The 14,668-nt window shown below is 41.6% G+C and carries 12 protein-coding genes and 1 tRNA gene; 5 read left to right on the top strand and 8 right to left on the bottom strand.

All coding sequences use genetic code 11. The features are described 5' to 3' along the window. The first annotated feature begins 37 nt into the window (after nucleotides 1-37). From RJ41_RS07980 to RJ41_RS07970, 3 genes are read left to right on the top strand one after another with little or no spacing between them, the layout of a single operon-like run. Nucleotides 38-940 carry a tyrosine-type recombinase/integrase gene (locus tag RJ41_RS07980; RefSeq protein ID WP_039219059.1) on the top strand — a complete coding sequence of 301 codons (903 nt, stop codon included), beginning with the start codon at nucleotides 38-40 and terminating at the stop codon, nucleotides 938-940. An 8-nt stretch (nucleotides 941-948) separates the two neighbouring features. Further along, entirely contained in the window at nucleotides 949-2,973 is a 2,025-nt protein-coding gene (locus tag RJ41_RS07975) for an AAA family ATPase (protein WP_039219210.1), read from the top strand. Between the two features lie 17 nt (nucleotides 2,974-2,990). Then, nucleotides 2,991-3,452 (top strand): DUF6641 family protein, encoded by a 462-nt coding sequence (locus RJ41_RS07970; RefSeq protein WP_039219058.1) that lies wholly within the window; start codon nucleotides 2,991-2,993, stop codon nucleotides 3,450-3,452. A 68-nt stretch (nucleotides 3,453-3,520) separates the two neighbouring features. Here RJ41_RS07970 and RJ41_RS07965 read toward each other — a convergent pair whose 3' ends face one another. Continuing rightward, nucleotides 3,521-3,970, bottom strand: coding sequence for a hypothetical protein (locus RJ41_RS07965; RefSeq protein ID WP_039219057.1), 450 nt, complete (start codon nucleotides 3,968-3,970; stop codon nucleotides 3,521-3,523). Between the two features lie 98 nt (nucleotides 3,971-4,068). On the opposite strand from RJ41_RS07965, the gene RJ41_RS07960 reads away from it, so the two are divergent. Further along, nucleotides 4,069-4,479: a DUF2787 family protein gene (locus RJ41_RS07960; RefSeq protein ID WP_039219055.1), complete on the top strand. Its 411-nt coding sequence runs from the start codon at nucleotides 4,069-4,071 to the stop codon at nucleotides 4,477-4,479. Nucleotides 4,480-4,544: 65 nt separating this feature from the next. Then, nucleotides 4,545-4,817 carry an RNase H1/viroplasmin domain-containing protein gene (locus RJ41_RS07955; protein ID WP_039219053.1) on the top strand — a complete coding sequence of 91 codons (273 nt, stop codon included), beginning with the start codon at nucleotides 4,545-4,547 and terminating at the stop codon, nucleotides 4,815-4,817. Here the strand turns inward: RJ41_RS07955 and RJ41_RS07950 are convergent. The 7 genes from RJ41_RS07950 to RJ41_RS07920 all read right to left on the bottom strand — a co-directional run bounded on the left by RJ41_RS07950 (nucleotide 4,814) and on the right by RJ41_RS07920 (nucleotide 14,622). After that, the gene (locus tag RJ41_RS07950) at nucleotides 4,814-5,563 is read right to left on the bottom strand and encodes an NYN domain-containing protein (RefSeq protein ID WP_039219050.1); all 750 of its coding nucleotides are present in this window, start codon (nucleotides 5,561-5,563) and stop codon (nucleotides 4,814-4,816) included. The genes RJ41_RS07955 and RJ41_RS07950 overlap by 4 nt on opposite strands. Nucleotides 5,564-5,575: 12 nt before the next feature. Further along, on the bottom strand, nucleotides 5,576-6,334 hold the full coding sequence (locus tag RJ41_RS07945; protein WP_039219046.1) for a DUF2034 domain-containing protein: 759 nt from the start codon (nucleotides 6,332-6,334) through the stop codon (nucleotides 5,576-5,578). A gap of 261 nt (nucleotides 6,335-6,595) precedes the next feature. Continuing rightward, nucleotides 6,596-7,663 carry a DNA cytosine methyltransferase gene (locus RJ41_RS07940; RefSeq protein ID WP_084081788.1) on the bottom strand — a complete coding sequence of 356 codons (1,068 nt, stop codon included), beginning with the start codon at nucleotides 7,661-7,663 and terminating at the stop codon, nucleotides 6,596-6,598. Then, nucleotides 7,653-11,759 carry an AAA domain-containing protein gene (locus tag RJ41_RS07935; RefSeq protein ID WP_039219043.1) on the bottom strand — a complete coding sequence of 1,369 codons (4,107 nt, stop codon included), beginning with the start codon at nucleotides 11,757-11,759 and terminating at the stop codon, nucleotides 7,653-7,655. Before RJ41_RS07935 ends, RJ41_RS07940 begins: the two co-directional genes overlap by 11 nt. A gap of 224 nt (nucleotides 11,760-11,983) precedes the next feature. After that, a tRNA-Leu gene (locus RJ41_RS07930) sits at nucleotides 11,984-12,070 on the bottom strand. 355 nt (nucleotides 12,071-12,425) lie between these two features. Then, the gene (locus RJ41_RS07925) at nucleotides 12,426-13,523 is read right to left on the bottom strand and encodes a HupE/UreJ family protein (protein ID WP_240485760.1); all 1,098 of its coding nucleotides are present in this window, start codon (nucleotides 13,521-13,523) and stop codon (nucleotides 12,426-12,428) included. Nucleotides 13,524-13,551: 28 nt separating this feature from the next. After that, entirely contained in the window at nucleotides 13,552-14,622 is a 1,071-nt protein-coding gene (locus tag RJ41_RS07920) for a hypothetical protein (protein ID WP_039219041.1), read from the bottom strand. Nucleotides 14,623-14,668 lie beyond the last annotated feature (46 nt).

Genomic DNA, 14,668 nt, shown 5'->3' with positions numbered 1-14,668 from the left:
AATTTTCATCAAAATCATATAAATTCGGAGCAATTCAATGGATGCAGCATGTCCTTACACGCTGTATATGGGGCGTCTTGCGCCTAATAGTCAGCGTTCCATTGCCTCACAGCTTAACAGTATTGCAGCCATGCTTGACTGGCCTGAACATGAACGGCAAGAAAGGTTTCATCATATTGACTATCAACAGGCCAGCCATATCAAGGCGATGCTGTTAACAAAAGGCTGGTCAGCTCGCTCAATTAACCGTGCGATGACAGCCATTCGCAATATCGTCAAAGTGGCGGTAATGACGGGTATTGCACCAGAAGCACAGGTAATACAACTGCAAGCTATCACAAAGGTTAAACACGGCAGCCACAAAGGCACACCGTTAACCGCTCAGCAGGTCAATAAACTACTAAAACATCTGAATGCTGATAAGTCCGCTACCGGCAAACGTAACGCGGCGATAGTGACTATTTTACTTGGTTCAGGATTGCGACGAAGTGAATTGGTGGCACTTAGATACAGTGACTTTTCAGTGGAGGCGAACACCTTACACATCGAAAAAGGCAAAGGGAATAAGAGCAGAACGGTGTACCTACCAGAATGGACAGCAATAGGTTTGCTGGATTGGCTTAAGGCTCGCGGGGATGGTGATGGCTATCTTTTTGTGCGTATTGTGCGTGGAGGTCATATTCAGCATGACAGCAAATTATCGTCGAGCTTTATCTATTCGCTAATCCGTAAATCACTTGCCGCCATTGGTGTAGAAGGTGTGTCACCTCATGATTTGCGCCGGACATTTATTACACGGTTACTGGAGCAGAATGTAGACTTAAATACCGTTCGCCAGATGGCAGGTCATGCCGATATTGCCACCACTATTATGTATGACAAGCGCGACCAACAAGTGATGCAAAAGGCGGCTTCTCAACTCAGCTATAAGCAGAAGTGAGGCATGGTATGTTGAAACGGCAATTAAACAATCCTCACCTGTTGCACTATCTGTCCTGTCAGTGGACTAAGCGGCTATTAAGTTATGCGGTGGGTATTGATGACGATTTTATCAATCCAGAGGTCTTAACCTATTTACGAGGACAACCAACGTCCAAATCGGTGTCGAAACATACTAAAAAGGCACTCGTTGCCTTGTTAAGCATTGACGACCGGCATCCAAAAATAACCAAGGTATTTTTAGATAACTGCACCTTTATCCGTAAGTTGCTCAACTTGCCGAGAGGTGCAGACAAACTGATTCAGTTTGCATTGCTGTGTCAGGCAAACCCGTGGTTTCAAAGTGTGGTGAACATGCTGGATATCCAAGACAGCTATACCGGATTAAACAGTATTTTGTTGGATATGACTGGCCTCAAGGTATCGGATTTCAATGCTATTGCTGAAAGTTTAATGCAGTTTGGTTTGCTGAATGACAAAGACTTCGGTGTTATCGATGGCAGTGAGTTACCGCAACCAATGTTGCTTAACCTGCTTACAAACAAATTGCATTCAAGAGAGCAGCTAATCGAACCATTATTGCAACCCAGTGAAAAGGCGCAGTTTGCACTCGGTAACTTTCCTCAGGTGAATACCGCACTACTAGGTGATTACCTGTCATCGGCAATGAGGAAAGCACAGGTCGGCACCAGCGTCTTGCTTCATGGTATATCAGGCTCTGGTAAAACCGAGCTGGCACGAAGCTTAGCCAAGTATTGTAACTGTACGCTCTATGAGGTCCGCTCGACAGGCATGGTAAAGCAAAATCCTGATGAAGCATTGGAATCACGCTATCCCTGTAAAGACAGGCTACGGCATTTATCGTTACTCAATGCCTTACTCAGCGCACCGAGTAATGCGGTGCTATTGATTGATGAATGTGAACATCTCTTTGAGTTAGCTGATAATCACTACAGCAAGGAGTACTTGCAGCGGTTTATCGAGCAAAATGCCATACCGTGTATCTGGATCACTAACCATGTGCAGTGCTTGGAGCCAAGTTTCATTCGCCGGTTTAAGTTGGTTGCTGAGGTGCCATCACCTAGGCCAGAAGATATTCAGCATGTATGCAAACGTCATTTCAAAGGCCTGGGTCTTTCAGAGCGTTTTAAGCGCAATATAACGCGTATCGACAATGTTTCACCGGCACTGATAGCGAATGCGACACATGTCGCGAAAACACTGAATATAGCGCGTACAGACGCTGAGAATACGATACATGACGTTATTGAAAGTACACTACACGCATCAGGATTGTGGGACAGCAAAGCTCAGTATCAAGGCGAGTTAGACTTTGATGCGTCACTGCTGAACTTAAAACAACCCGCAAGTTATCTGGATGAAGTCAGTTTCGCACTAAAACACAACAAACCTGCTCGCGTATTGTTATCAGGACCACCCGGCACCGGTAAGACCGCCTTTGCGCATTACCTCACCGAAACCAATCAGCGCGACCTTATTCGTGTGAAGTGTTCCGATGTACTCAGCAAATGGGTAGGCGAAAGCGAACAAAACGTAGCAGAACTCTTTCACCGCGCACACGTTGAAGAAAAGGTCATTTTGCTTGATGAGGTCGATAGCCTATTGGTCAGCCGAGAGACATTAACAGCACACCATGAACTGCAACTGGTTAACGAATTTCTGACGCAAATTGAGTGTTTTACGCAACCACTTTTTGCTGCCACCAACTTTGATAGCCGGTTAGACAAAGCAGTACTTAGGCGCTTCGATTTTAAGCTTGAATGCAATTACCTGAAACCGGAACAAGTCTGTGCCTTATACCGGCAGGTACTTGGTATCAAACGGTTAAGCCTAGCAGAGCAACAACGCTTATCCACACTCAAACAATTAACTCCAGGTGACTTCGCCATACTGGCAAGGCGCAAACAATTTAGGCCTAAACAGAACCACCGACTCTCTGCTATCACGCTGTTGGCAGAGGAAAACCAACGTAAACAACCACAAACCCCAATGGGCTTTATCCGCCCTCACTAACCTAAAAGGTAAACATTATGACTACATCTGTATTGAGTACGCTCAAGGTCATCGCTCGTCCTAAAATTGAGCCTAAACCTCCGGTCATCGGTAAACGCATGAAGCTCATTGAAAAGCTGGAACAGCAACAAGAGCTGGCTACCTGCATGATAGAAAAGCGTCCGTTTGAGGCGTACCGCGAAAAGATGGTGAAAGACCCTGTTACCGGCGAGCGCAAAAAACAACGCCGCCAAGTTACCGTTAGGCCGTGGTATTACGACAGCGACGGTCATTACTACCTCGAAATAAAGGTCAACAACAAATCCATTGAATTACAAAAGGATAAACATGCCATCGATGTTGGTGATAAAGCCAAGCTTCCTGAGCTCATCGACACCATCATCAAAGCTACCGAGAAAGGTGAGCTGGATACTTTTTTACTGGCACCACCGACAGCAAAGAAAGCTCCAACTAAACCAGATGCGAGCAAAAAGGCATAAGTAAACCAGGTCTGTGGCGTGACCTTATCCATGCCCCACAGACCTGCCGTTAGTAACCTGTAAGTACCTCAACCAGCGAGATGCAAAGCAACTTTATTCGTTTCTTCTATCGCCGCTAGGTTAACGTCGATATCAATGTTTTGATTGTTGATGTCAGCCAGCATCTTGTTTTGCCAATAGTGCAATACCTCATCCACAGACTTGGGCTCTTCGCAATGGTGCACAATGAGTGTTGAGCCTAGGCAACTACCGCTACCGACATAGGCCCAGACAAAACGCTCCTGCTTGGTTTCTCTAATGCAATAGAGTTTATCAATCAGGTGAGTTGAGCCTTCGGCTGCGCGGGTGTGGAGGAGGAAAATATCGCTAATGCCATCCTCAAGGTCTGGAAATTGAAAAACCAGTTCCATGTGTTCGGCATCATCCGCGCATTCTTGCCGGAATAGTGCAGACAGAAACTGCGTAAAGCGGCTATCAAGTGGCGTAGTGATATTTGAGAAGCTTAGTTGAAGTGACATACGAGAGTTCCTTATATGTGTATGTCATTAAATTAGTATTTTCAGCAGGATAAGTACTTACAGGTCTTTTCTCACAATCCATTAAAAAGACCAATATCATGAACATTCAATATAAAGAACTGGCACTGCCGGTATCCAAACGATTCAGCAATGCCATTGCCGAATTGTTAACTCAACACCAAATAACTGGCGATAGTATTACCATCAACTTTCGTGATCCGAACTACTCAGCTGAAAGCGGTGGATTTCATCCCGTCGAAATGCGACTAGAGAAGTACGGCGATACTTGGCAATTCTGCTATATCACCGACTTTACCTACGTAGGCATTGGTCCATTTGCAGAATTAGCAAAAGACCTCGATTTTGATTTTCAGGCTGGTGTATTTCAAAACCTGCATGGCCTGTTTCCAATAGAGGTTGCACTGGATATTTACCAGATATGGGAGGGGAACTTTCTGCACTACTGGCAAGCGTTAAACGTTTTTACCATTCAAATTTCCAGCGACTGAACCTGCCAATTCAAAAACTGTAAAGCGTAATTAAGAATTCACGCTACTACTTACAGGAGATTAATATGGCCAGAGACATGTTGTCCACTTCCCAACCAAAGGTACATTCTAAACGACGATACTACGTTGTTTTTGAAGGAACGAAACCTGGGGTTTACTACGAATGGGAAGATGTAGAGGCGCAAACTAAAAAATACTCTTGCCCTCTATTTTGCCGATACCGTACTGAAATTGAAGCACGGGAAGCGCTTGATGATTATCAACGGCGGCAATCAAAAACAAAAACAAAGCGGCGATCTAAAGCCGTAGACGAGCTACCGCCTTGGGATCTTGATTAAGCCGTCGCAATCTTGGGGCGATACAGGAATGTTTGTGTCGTTCCCTTACTTTTCTGTTTTGTTATTTCGAATATTGAGGATAAGCCTTCAACAACACCGGTAAATTTCGGTGAACCATAAGTTCTTGGATCAAAGTCCGGTTTAGCCCGCTTCAAAAAATTACCAGCGGAACTAGCGTTAACCCAACCATCATCATTTTGGTACAGCTCCCATGCTTTTAATAGGGCAGGGATAAGTTCTTCTGCACCATTGCTCAAGGCTGAACTTTCGGCTTTTTGAGTACTACTGTTAGATACCGGCTCTGCGCCTAAGTTTTCAGTGAAGATGAAATCATCACAGGCATTTCGAAACGATACCGGTGTTTTCTTTTCTCCCACACCAAACACAAACTTTTCCGACTCTCTTAACCGTGAGGCCAGTTTGGTAAAATCACTATCACTGGAAACCAGCGCAAAGGCATCAATACGGTCGGAATACAGTAAATCCATAGCATCAATAATCATTGATGCATCGGTGGAGTTCTTTCCGGTGGTATATGCAAATTGTTGAATAGGCTGGATTGCCAGTTCATTAAGCGGCTTCTTCCAGTTCTTTAAGGTGTCGGCAGACCAATCACCGTAAGCCCGTTTTATGAGTACATGGCCGTGTGCTGATATCTCATCCAAAATGGGCGATAGCTTGGCTAACTGCGCATTATCCGCATCAATCAGTACGGCCACTTTTTTATGAACATCCAGGTCTTTCATCTCTATCCTTATTTATTCGGTGTAACGGCATTTCGGGAAGTTGGAACACCCCAAGAACCTATTACCTGCATTAGGGCCGCGTTTCGCCGTTCTTTCTACTAACTCACCAGAACATTTTGGGCATACCTTGGGTTTTTCAATAGTCACCTGAGGTGAAACCTGCACATCGTTTACCAAAGCTAATAGTTTTGGACCATCAAGCAACTCGATAGGCTTTCCTGCCGCAAAGTCGATAGCCTGTTGGGTAAAGGTGCCAGAACTGATGATAATAAAATAGTTGGCCTGATGCGCAGTCAGCACACCAAACATTTCCCGTACCACATTTACGCCAACCTTTTGCGTTTTCCACTGTTTGCATTGCACCAAGGTAAGCTGACCATCTTTTCGAAGCTCTAAATCGATGCCACCGTCGGCACCATAACCGCCCTCAGTTACACGGTAACCCTGCCTGCGATAGGCTTCGGCCACCAACTCTTCAAAGTTACGCCAGTGCAAATCACGCACGGTTTGAATATTACGTTGGGTATCCAGTTGTTTGGCCTTACGTCGAGCATTCAAAAACGCAAAGGGGGCGGCAAGCAATATCACACCAGCGAGATAAGGGGCGGGGTTCACAAAGGCTTTAAACACCATAGCGGTGATTTGGTTATCGGTTTGAATGGTTGGCAACACATGCGCCATCATCACATAGACCGTGGCGGATACCAGTACCGATACCCACCATGGTAATTCTACCAGCAGGTCGATAAAGGTGGTTTTGTTTCTTGGCATTCACAAACATCCTTGTGTTAACTACCTAAAGTGTACTCTCTTGCTATAAAGAGTAGGGTATATATCTCTATCGTGTAGTATTAAGCTAAAGCATCCCACTGCAACGAAAAATAAAGCGTGTTTAACTAAGCCAGGAGGCGATATTTGTCATGCTTCATTAGTCTTTTGGTTTTAGCTCAAGTACTAAGTTTCAGCTTATAGCGTAGTGAATCCCGATATTATCTGACCTTGATTATCTTTTTCGTGTTAATCGACTCGCAGTTAGAGTGAATCAAGAACATGCTTAATTGAAAGGGCTAGGGCTTCTGACATTTTGGGCGGTACTGAATTACCTATTTGGGTATATTGGGAAATTGAGGTTCCTGTAAGTATAAAATCTTCAGGGAATGTTTGTGCCAGCTTACATTCATTAACCGTCATTCTTCTCAATCTACTTGGTGCCTCGCCGACATATGGTGTTCCTCCACTTTTGAGGCGATTGAAATACTTGCTAACAAAGCATCCCTCCGCCATGAAAAGGTTTGCTTCATCTATTATGGGAGTTCGATTTCCCCCCATAGAAGCAGCCAAAGTTGGAAAAAAATATGATGGGTTTACGGGTCTGCCTGAACCATTAAAAAGCATGCCTGAGAATGGACTATTTCGAAGAACTGGTTTTTTAGCAAATATAATTTTGGCCGAGCAGGTTATGGGATTTTTGTTTGTGCCAGCCTGTCCTAGTTTAGAAAGAATTTTATTTGCTGGTTCGGCTTTATTCTTGAAATTGTATAAACTTTCCTCAAAAGCAAGCCTTGCATCGTAAGCATTAGCAATTCTTTCTTTATTGAAACCAACAATAAATAATCTCTCACGTAATTGAGCAACCCCAAATTCTCTGACCTTTAAGACTTCGCAGAATAGCTCATACCCTGAATTATGGGCTCTATTTTTTAATTCTTGGAATACGTTTGACCAACGCTTATTCCTAGCGAGAGCCTTTACATTCTCGAAAACAAATACCTTGGGACGGATAACATTGAGAATGTTCATAAATTCGAATGAGAGTTTGCTTCTAGAGTCATCAGGATCCATTTTTCCGCCGACCGAGAATCCTTGGCATGGAGGGCCGCCAATAAATAAATCTAATCCATCGAGAGCTTCGAGTTTCTTCTGAATACTACTGAGAGGACCCAACTCAATATCACTGATATTTTTTTTAAAGGTTTCGCATGCGTCGATATTTTTATCATTAGCTAGAATATGCTCAAATCCTGCCTTGTGAAACCCATAATCAAGACCTCCTGCACCCGAAAAAACAGACGCCAATGAGTAATTGGTATTAGCCATCATTTCTACTCGTATATATTTCTACTGATATAGAGTCAACTTTCAATGTTTCTACCAAAGTGGAGCAATGAGTTCTCAAACTCTTCCATAATGAAGCAGATCTATAATTTTCAATATCAGCTGGAATATGATTAATTAAACTTTTAGAACAGACTACAATCAAACGCTCTTTTGAACGAGAGAATGCTACGTTTGATCGGTTAAGATTTAAAATGAATTCTGCATTAGATGTTATTGATGAAGGGTCGCTCTCAGTTCCTGAGTAAATAATTGTACTCTCTTCATTTCCCTGCAGTCGCTCCACAGTATCAATTAGAGAGATACATTTTTCATCTACCAGTTCTTCAGACAAAAGCGTTCGCTGCGCTCTGTGCGGAGTGATGATGGCAATACTTTTGGGCTTGTGAGTATCTATCGCACTGACGAGTTTATGAATCAACTTTGCTTCAAATTCATTAGATAGCCTTGATTCATTCTCTTCATGAACAACAAGGAATACTCCGACATTATCTTTCCATACAGTTGAAAAATCATTGTCGAAATTAAATGAACCAGACGTAGTATACTCTTTTCGACCGGTTAAGGTTATGTCATCTTGTTTGTATACCGTTTGGATTAACTCTCGAATCGGATCCGGTAATCTCCAGGTTTTATTCAGTCTGGCAATTGATATTTGGTTTTCTTGAACTGTATCAAAAGTCTCTAATTGCACGATGGCATCATAAGCACTCATATGTGGTTGGTATAGTTCGATGGGAGGTCTTTCTTCTTCTGCCCAATTGTGAGATAAAATTGGTGACAATTGTCTATTGTCGCCAGCAAGTGTCATTCTTCCGTCTTTGGCAACTAAGGAGGCTAAGGCTAGGAATGACGGAAATACCAACATTGATGCCTCGTCAATTATCAAAATATCGGCTGCAACACCGTTACGACTATTAAAGCTTGGTTTGTTATTCAGATCTTTTGCCCATTTCAGAACAGTACTAGTTGTACTCCCAATTATCAGTGGGCATTGAGTCAACATCTCATTCATTCTTTTGACGACGCTAGTAGCTTTTATCTTTTGTATGTTCTCGGACTCGTCAAGTAAAAGGTTATCTTCGTCATTTTTGGAAACGATTTTTCTAATAAAGGGAATATTGAAGGTAACACCCACCTCATCGCATGCAGAGGAAAAAGGCTTAATAATTTTCTCAATTCTACGAAGGAGAGTGTCGACAGCCGTATGAGTATTTGCTGCCACTATTACTAAACTATTTTCATTCGAACAATTTAGAATTTTTAAAAGCGTTTCTACTGCAGTTGTTTGAGTTTTTCCTGTGCCAGGAGGGCCTTGCAATTGGAAAATTTTAGTATTTAAGCTTTTGAATAGAGCCTCTTTTTGGTCATCAGATAACGAAAAACTGTTACCGTTGCCATCGTCAAACTTCATCGCATTTATTATTGAATAACTTCGTTGGCGTAATGCTTCCGATAGCTCATTCACTTTTGGTATATTCGGTTCTGTAGGGTCAAGCCACTCTAAAACATCCACATTTCCAGTACCGTTTCTAAGATCTTCAAGCCTGCCATCGACCCTAGAAAAAACAAAATCTGAAACGCTCTCATCTAAGGTTACCAGAACTGAGTTTTCAAAAACTGGAGCACAACCAAGAATATAGTTAGAGCCTCTGTTACTCCTGAGTTCTTCGAGAGATACCCGCCCAGATTCCCAACAGATGTCATTGATAACTACAGTAGTACCAAATTTTAGTAACATGTTAAAAGTTTGACTGCCTGATTCGGGCAGCTTTGTTACCCTTCCAAATCCACTTAGCGTAGATCTTTTCGATAGTTCTTTTAAAGTTAGCCCATATCTTTCGCATACAATCTCTGCGTTAACTGTATCCCCTGATCTAGAGAAGTTTTGCAGAACGAGAGTTTTACCTCTTGCCACTCTATTTTCAATATTATCTAATTGACTTGTTAGCCAATCATTAACTTTTACATGATGCTCTAAGCGAAGAAAATCTAAGGACGCTCTAGCGATATCATTAACGTTTAAACTGAAATCTGGCAAGTTCTCAACGTGAAGGACTGGTTTATCTATATCTGGGTTTTTGAATTTGACCTTTTCTTCCAACCATCTTAAGCAATGAGCCCGAGCTTTTAAAAATTCATCCATAACAAGTGGTCTAGCTGACTTTTTAAAGCGTTCAATATCTTGTTTGGCATTACCTTGCAGCTTTGTAAGATCTATATCAGAAAATTTTCTCCAAAGCGCATACCAATAAGGGACCGGGATACCATCATTAAAACGACTTCTTATTTCGAATTTATTTTTTAATGAATTAGTATTTTGTTTCAACTTTAGATTTTCAATTTCTTTTGCACTAAGCCATTCATTTTGTTCTGAAAGAAATAAATCCGTTTTAAAATCAAACAGACCTTGTGTAAATGTTTGGTCAAGAGGTTCTGGTTTGTTCCTGACGTTCCTAACCCAATGAAATCTGTCACCATACCAATTAAGAGAGGAGGCCACTGAGCGTCCATTTGAAGTCCATCCTAACGCAAATCTAGACTTTATTTCGTCCTGTACTGATGAGAATATTAATTGTTCAAGGCTTGCTCTGCATCCCATCAATTCTTGGAAATTGGATAAGGTTTTGCTACCAGCTCGCGTACAAGCATCAATCAAGTCAGACATTTCCTGCCTGGACCAAACATAAAAATGAACAGGAGCATATTCGTCATCAACAATACTTGCTATGGCATTAACGACTTTTCCAAAAAATTCAGCGAGCATACTTTGCTCTCTACCAGAATCTTGACCAAAATCTCCACTCCATGGCGAATGTTGATAAACAATGACATCAATACCGTTCAAGGGAGAAGCCTCTTTTGTATCAGGGTTTATCTCATGAACTTTGGGGTCTGGTTTTATTTTGCCATCGATAGTTTCAAAGAAGCCTGTGTGCAAATTGTTTTCAGAGTTAGTAACGTGTGCAGCGATACCAATTAATCTGTTTTCGGTATAATCAAATTCTACAGTCGTGTAAACACGTACTAATCTTTGTCCTTCGATTATATGAATAGGAAGTTGGCTTGTTTGGGAACCGCAATTTGGTAGTTGAACGACTTTAGGACTCGGCTCGAGTTGGTTCGGAAGTGTAGAGCATCGTGTTATTGCTTTGACAATAAGGTGTTCAGCATTAATATTAAAATCGGGATCTGATTGTACTTTTAACAGTAAGTTATGATCTATATTCGCAACATCATCTATAGTTTCTAAGCCATTTTTTCTTAGTACTCTAACGTTATTAGTACTGATTCCTAAAAGCTCTATTCGTCTCTCGCGTGCACTTTCTGTTAAGCAGTGAGTATTGAAAACACATTGATCACATTTTGAATTTAGTTGATATGGTAATTCTGAAAGTGAGGAATTAAGAATACGGTCTAATTCGCCACCTTTGATGGTCAAATAATGTAAATCCTGAAGTTCAATCTTTAGATCAAAGCCCTCTAAACTGAAGATATCCTGTAAGGTATTGTCATCTTCATTGATTCGCCCGACAACTGCTTCAAAATTAATTTTATTGATATTAAGTATTTTCTTAATAACATCAAGTTCTGTAGAAAATAACTGATAGTAAATTGCTAGTTGAAGTCTTTGATATGTTTTATCTTTTCGGCTGGCTTTAAGTTCTACGATTCTGAGAGTTGGAATACTATTTGTCCAATCTATTAAGATAAAATCGATCCTACCCTTGACTTCAAAATCTCCCAATTGCCCATAAATTTCTACTTCTCTAAAAAAGCTTTTCTTATCTTTCTCTATTGACTTTAGGCTGTTCAAGAATGTTGACCATTCTATAGGCGCCGAATTCCCTTCACAAACATTTACAAATTTATGATCTCGAACGAGAGCTCTTTCCCATTTAACCTCATTCTGCTCGCCTACATGTTGTAATACTGGATCAAGTGATTTAACAAGTTGGTCATAAAAAGGAATGTTTCTAGCCGCTTTTCTTCCATTGTGCGCCAATTTAAACCTGCGTTGGCAGCTACTGAACCTAATGAATTCACCGATTTCGGTTGCTGTGGTGAAGTTACTATCCATAGACCTTATTCCTTATTAAACAACTTATTATCATTAGGATAATATTCGTCACTATGCGTGCATTCAATGATTTTTTGATTGAAGGAATGGTAGACCGCAATAATATGGGCAAACTAAGATAATTAAAATTTACTTCAGATGCCAAGGAGTGAAAGTATTGTATTTGCAATACAAAAAAACCGACTCAAAGGTCGGTTTAATTCGCTAAATATTCTTGCAAAGAATGGTACCAGAGGCCGGACTTGAACCGGCACAGTATTGCTACCGGCGGATTTTGAATCCGCTGCGTCTACCAATTTCGCCACTCTGGCATCAAATTTTGATGTTTGCAAAGTATAGAAACTTTGCAAATCTTTGCAAGCGCCATCTGAAAATAAAAATTTTACTTAACAGTTGGTTAGCTTTATTTCGCACAACGCGCAGTGTATTTTGAATCCGTCATGTCTACCAATTCCATCACACTGGCATTGTGTATCGTTATCAACGTGGTGTTGATGCATGGCATTATAGCGATGCGGCGCGCCTATACAACTACTTTTTATGCTTTTTATGGCTAAGTGCTGAAAGATTGTCCAAAGGCGCGCGCCGTTTGTATCATTTCTTATTCGTTGTCACTCTATATAAGCTTACTCTGATTTTATCAATTAATAACTAGACGTGCCGCTGCTACCACCTCTGCAACGTCCAGTTAATCGCTATAACCGCAATAATTGAAGATGCGATTGGCATAATGGCTTTCGAATATAACCTTAAGTTTCTAAGTAAGATGAGTAAGGGTAATAGCAGTGCAACTATGGCAAGTTGTCCTATTTCTACGCCTAAATTAAATGCAAGCACGTTCATCACCAAACTGCCTGACTGGGCATTTAGGTCGCCAAACACGCTTGCGAATCCCATGCCGTGAAGTAGGCCGAATCCAAAAGTAACAAATCCCAAGCGCATGATGACGGGGTACACGTTGTTTAGTGCAGTAATGACCACAGAAATTGCAATGCCTAGCTCAACAATACGACTATTAAGCGTTATAAAATCAAGAGCTGCTAGGGTCAACGTAATTGAGTGCGCTAAAGTAAAGGTGCTTACCAAAATCACCGTGCTTTTTACAATCCGTTTAACACTTCTTTCTTTTACCCAACGTTTACTTTTTCTAAGTAAGTTAACGGTCAGCAATGTGGCGACTAAAAACAGTATGTGATCTAACCCAATAAAAATGTGCCAAATACCCTGATAAACCATTTCGCAAAACTGCGACCCCCAGTGAATATTTTTAGGGGATACAGATATAAAAGTTAGCTCACTATCAAGTACATGCACACTTGTTTGTTCATTAAGGGTGATGGAAGTAAGCAGTTTATGTGTAGGAAAATCGCTCACTAACCCTGTGTAACGTACAGACACTTCGTTTAATAAAGCGCAATTCACAGAAAGTGGATATACCAATAATGACTCCGCAGATATGTCACGTATGGACGGTGGTGCAACACTAACGGTACATCGTGTTTCGCTACCGCGAATTATCAGGTGATTTTGGATATAACTGTTCGCAAGATTATGGTTTTTTCTAACTTCACCCCATGTCAAATTGCCGTCATTATTGGTATCGAGTCTAGCAGCTTGCCCTATGTCTTTGGGTTTTAGCAAAAGCTCGCCTGAAAGTGTCTCACCAGAATCATTTTTAAGGGTTAAATAACCGTTGCTTAGCTCGTGAGAGAGGGTTGGAAAACTGAAAGACGCTATTATGAAAAATACAATAAATTTTATCATTGTTCGTTCGCTGAAATAGTTGGAAGACCTAAGCATTGGTTGATTCACCATTAGCTTTGCGGGCTCGCTCTAGAAGCTTTCTGTCACTTAACGCTTGGGCGTATTGCCAATTAATCTCAGCAAATTTGAGGGCCAGCGGGGAATTTTGTTCTATATCTAAAAAGTACATGGCAACTTGTGCCGCGTGCGAGCTATCCTCCCGCCACACTCGAATTTCCATATTTTTTGACAGTTGAGATTGCACCGTTGAAGACGTGATACCTTGTGCACGTTCTGCGATAGCCCATTTCAAAAGCAAGCCGTCATCTGCTTTTTTGATATCGGGGACGTTGCGGGCGAGCGTGGTGGTAACAGCCTCATAATTTTTTAATTGAAAATTAGCGTTTGACCATACTAACAACGCACTTATCGGAAGTTTTTCAAACTCTGTTTGTGATAGATACTCAAGCGCTGCTTCAGGGTAGCCAAGCTGCAGTGACATATCCGCAAGTACTTCGTAAAACCACTGGAGCTCAGAAGGCCGAGCATTACTGGTATAAGTTTCAAAGGCCTTGAGTTTTTGAAGCAACTTCACCTGAGGGTTCCGGGAAAACTCTGCGTTTACCATGCAAGTAAAGGCAATCAGAAAGCTCGTTTTCCCTACCAGTCTCTCGCAGTTTTCCTTTGCGTTTTTAACGTCGCCTTGTTGCTTGGCGATGTCAGCCATAAGTAAGTAAGCGGCCGGCGAGTGAAAGTGGGCGATTTGTTTTAAATGTTGCTTGGCTTCTTCGAACCTATGAGTGCCTTGTAATAAGCGAGCTTCTAAGATTACTAGGCGTTCTTGTTGCCCAGTATTTAACGATGTGAAGTTTGCTCGCATAGAGTTGGCGAAGCGAGCCACCCGCTCTCTTTCGTTTCCTTTTGCAGAAATATAGCGGCTTGATGACAGCACTTTTTCTGCTTCATTCAAGCTTGTTATTGATAACTGTTGAGGCTCCCAGCTTGCTATGACAGTATCGATATCAGGGATTCGTTGTTGAGCGTATATTGCAAAAGTCGAAAGGGTTAGTGATGTACTCGCAAAAATGAACTTCAGAGCAGAGTACTTTATAAACTTCATTGCTACTTCCTTAAAAAAAGCCGTCCTTGGCTTTACGGTTGACACT

This window comes from Alteromonas marina, assembly GCF_000808575.1.
Taxonomy (GTDB): Bacteria; Pseudomonadota; Gammaproteobacteria; order Enterobacterales; family Alteromonadaceae; genus Alteromonas; species Alteromonas marina_A.
The sequence above is the reverse complement of the archived record's forward strand: the minus strand, read 5'-3'. Positions and strand labels throughout refer to the sequence as shown.

Excerpts from the sequence above, each read along its gene's own strand:
- RJ41_RS07920 (WP_039219041.1), bottom strand. The coding sequence starts at position 14,622 with ATGAAGTTTATAAAGTACTCTGCTCTGAAGTTCATTTTTGCGAGTACA.
- RJ41_RS07955 (WP_039219053.1), top strand. The coding sequence starts at position 4,545 with ATGGCCAGAGACATGTTGTCCACTTCCCAACCAAAGGTACATTCTAAA.
- RJ41_RS07950 (WP_039219050.1), bottom strand. The coding sequence starts at position 5,563 with ATGAAAGACCTGGATGTTCATAAAAAAGTGGCCGTACTGATTGATGCG.
- RJ41_RS07965 (WP_039219057.1), bottom strand. The coding sequence starts at position 3,970 with ATGTCACTTCAACTAAGCTTCTCAAATATCACTACGCCACTTGATAGC.
- RJ41_RS07975 (WP_039219210.1), top strand. The coding sequence starts at position 949 with ATGTTGAAACGGCAATTAAACAATCCTCACCTGTTGCACTATCTGTCC.
- RJ41_RS07945 (WP_039219046.1), bottom strand. The coding sequence starts at position 6,334 with ATGCCAAGAAACAAAACCACCTTTATCGACCTGCTGGTAGAATTACCA.
- RJ41_RS07970 (WP_039219058.1), top strand. The coding sequence starts at position 2,991 with ATGACTACATCTGTATTGAGTACGCTCAAGGTCATCGCTCGTCCTAAA.
- RJ41_RS07925 (WP_240485760.1), bottom strand. The coding sequence starts at position 13,523 with ATGATAAAATTTATTGTATTTTTCATAATAGCGTCTTTCAGTTTTCCA.
- RJ41_RS07935 (WP_039219043.1), bottom strand. The coding sequence starts at position 11,759 with ATGGATAGTAACTTCACCACAGCAACCGAAATCGGTGAATTCATTAGG.
- RJ41_RS07980 (WP_039219059.1), top strand. The coding sequence starts at position 38 with ATGGATGCAGCATGTCCTTACACGCTGTATATGGGGCGTCTTGCGCCT.
- RJ41_RS07940 (WP_084081788.1), bottom strand. The coding sequence starts at position 7,663 with ATGATGGCTAATACCAATTACTCATTGGCGTCTGTTTTTTCGGGTGCA.
- RJ41_RS07960 (WP_039219055.1), top strand. The coding sequence starts at position 4,069 with ATGAACATTCAATATAAAGAACTGGCACTGCCGGTATCCAAACGATTC.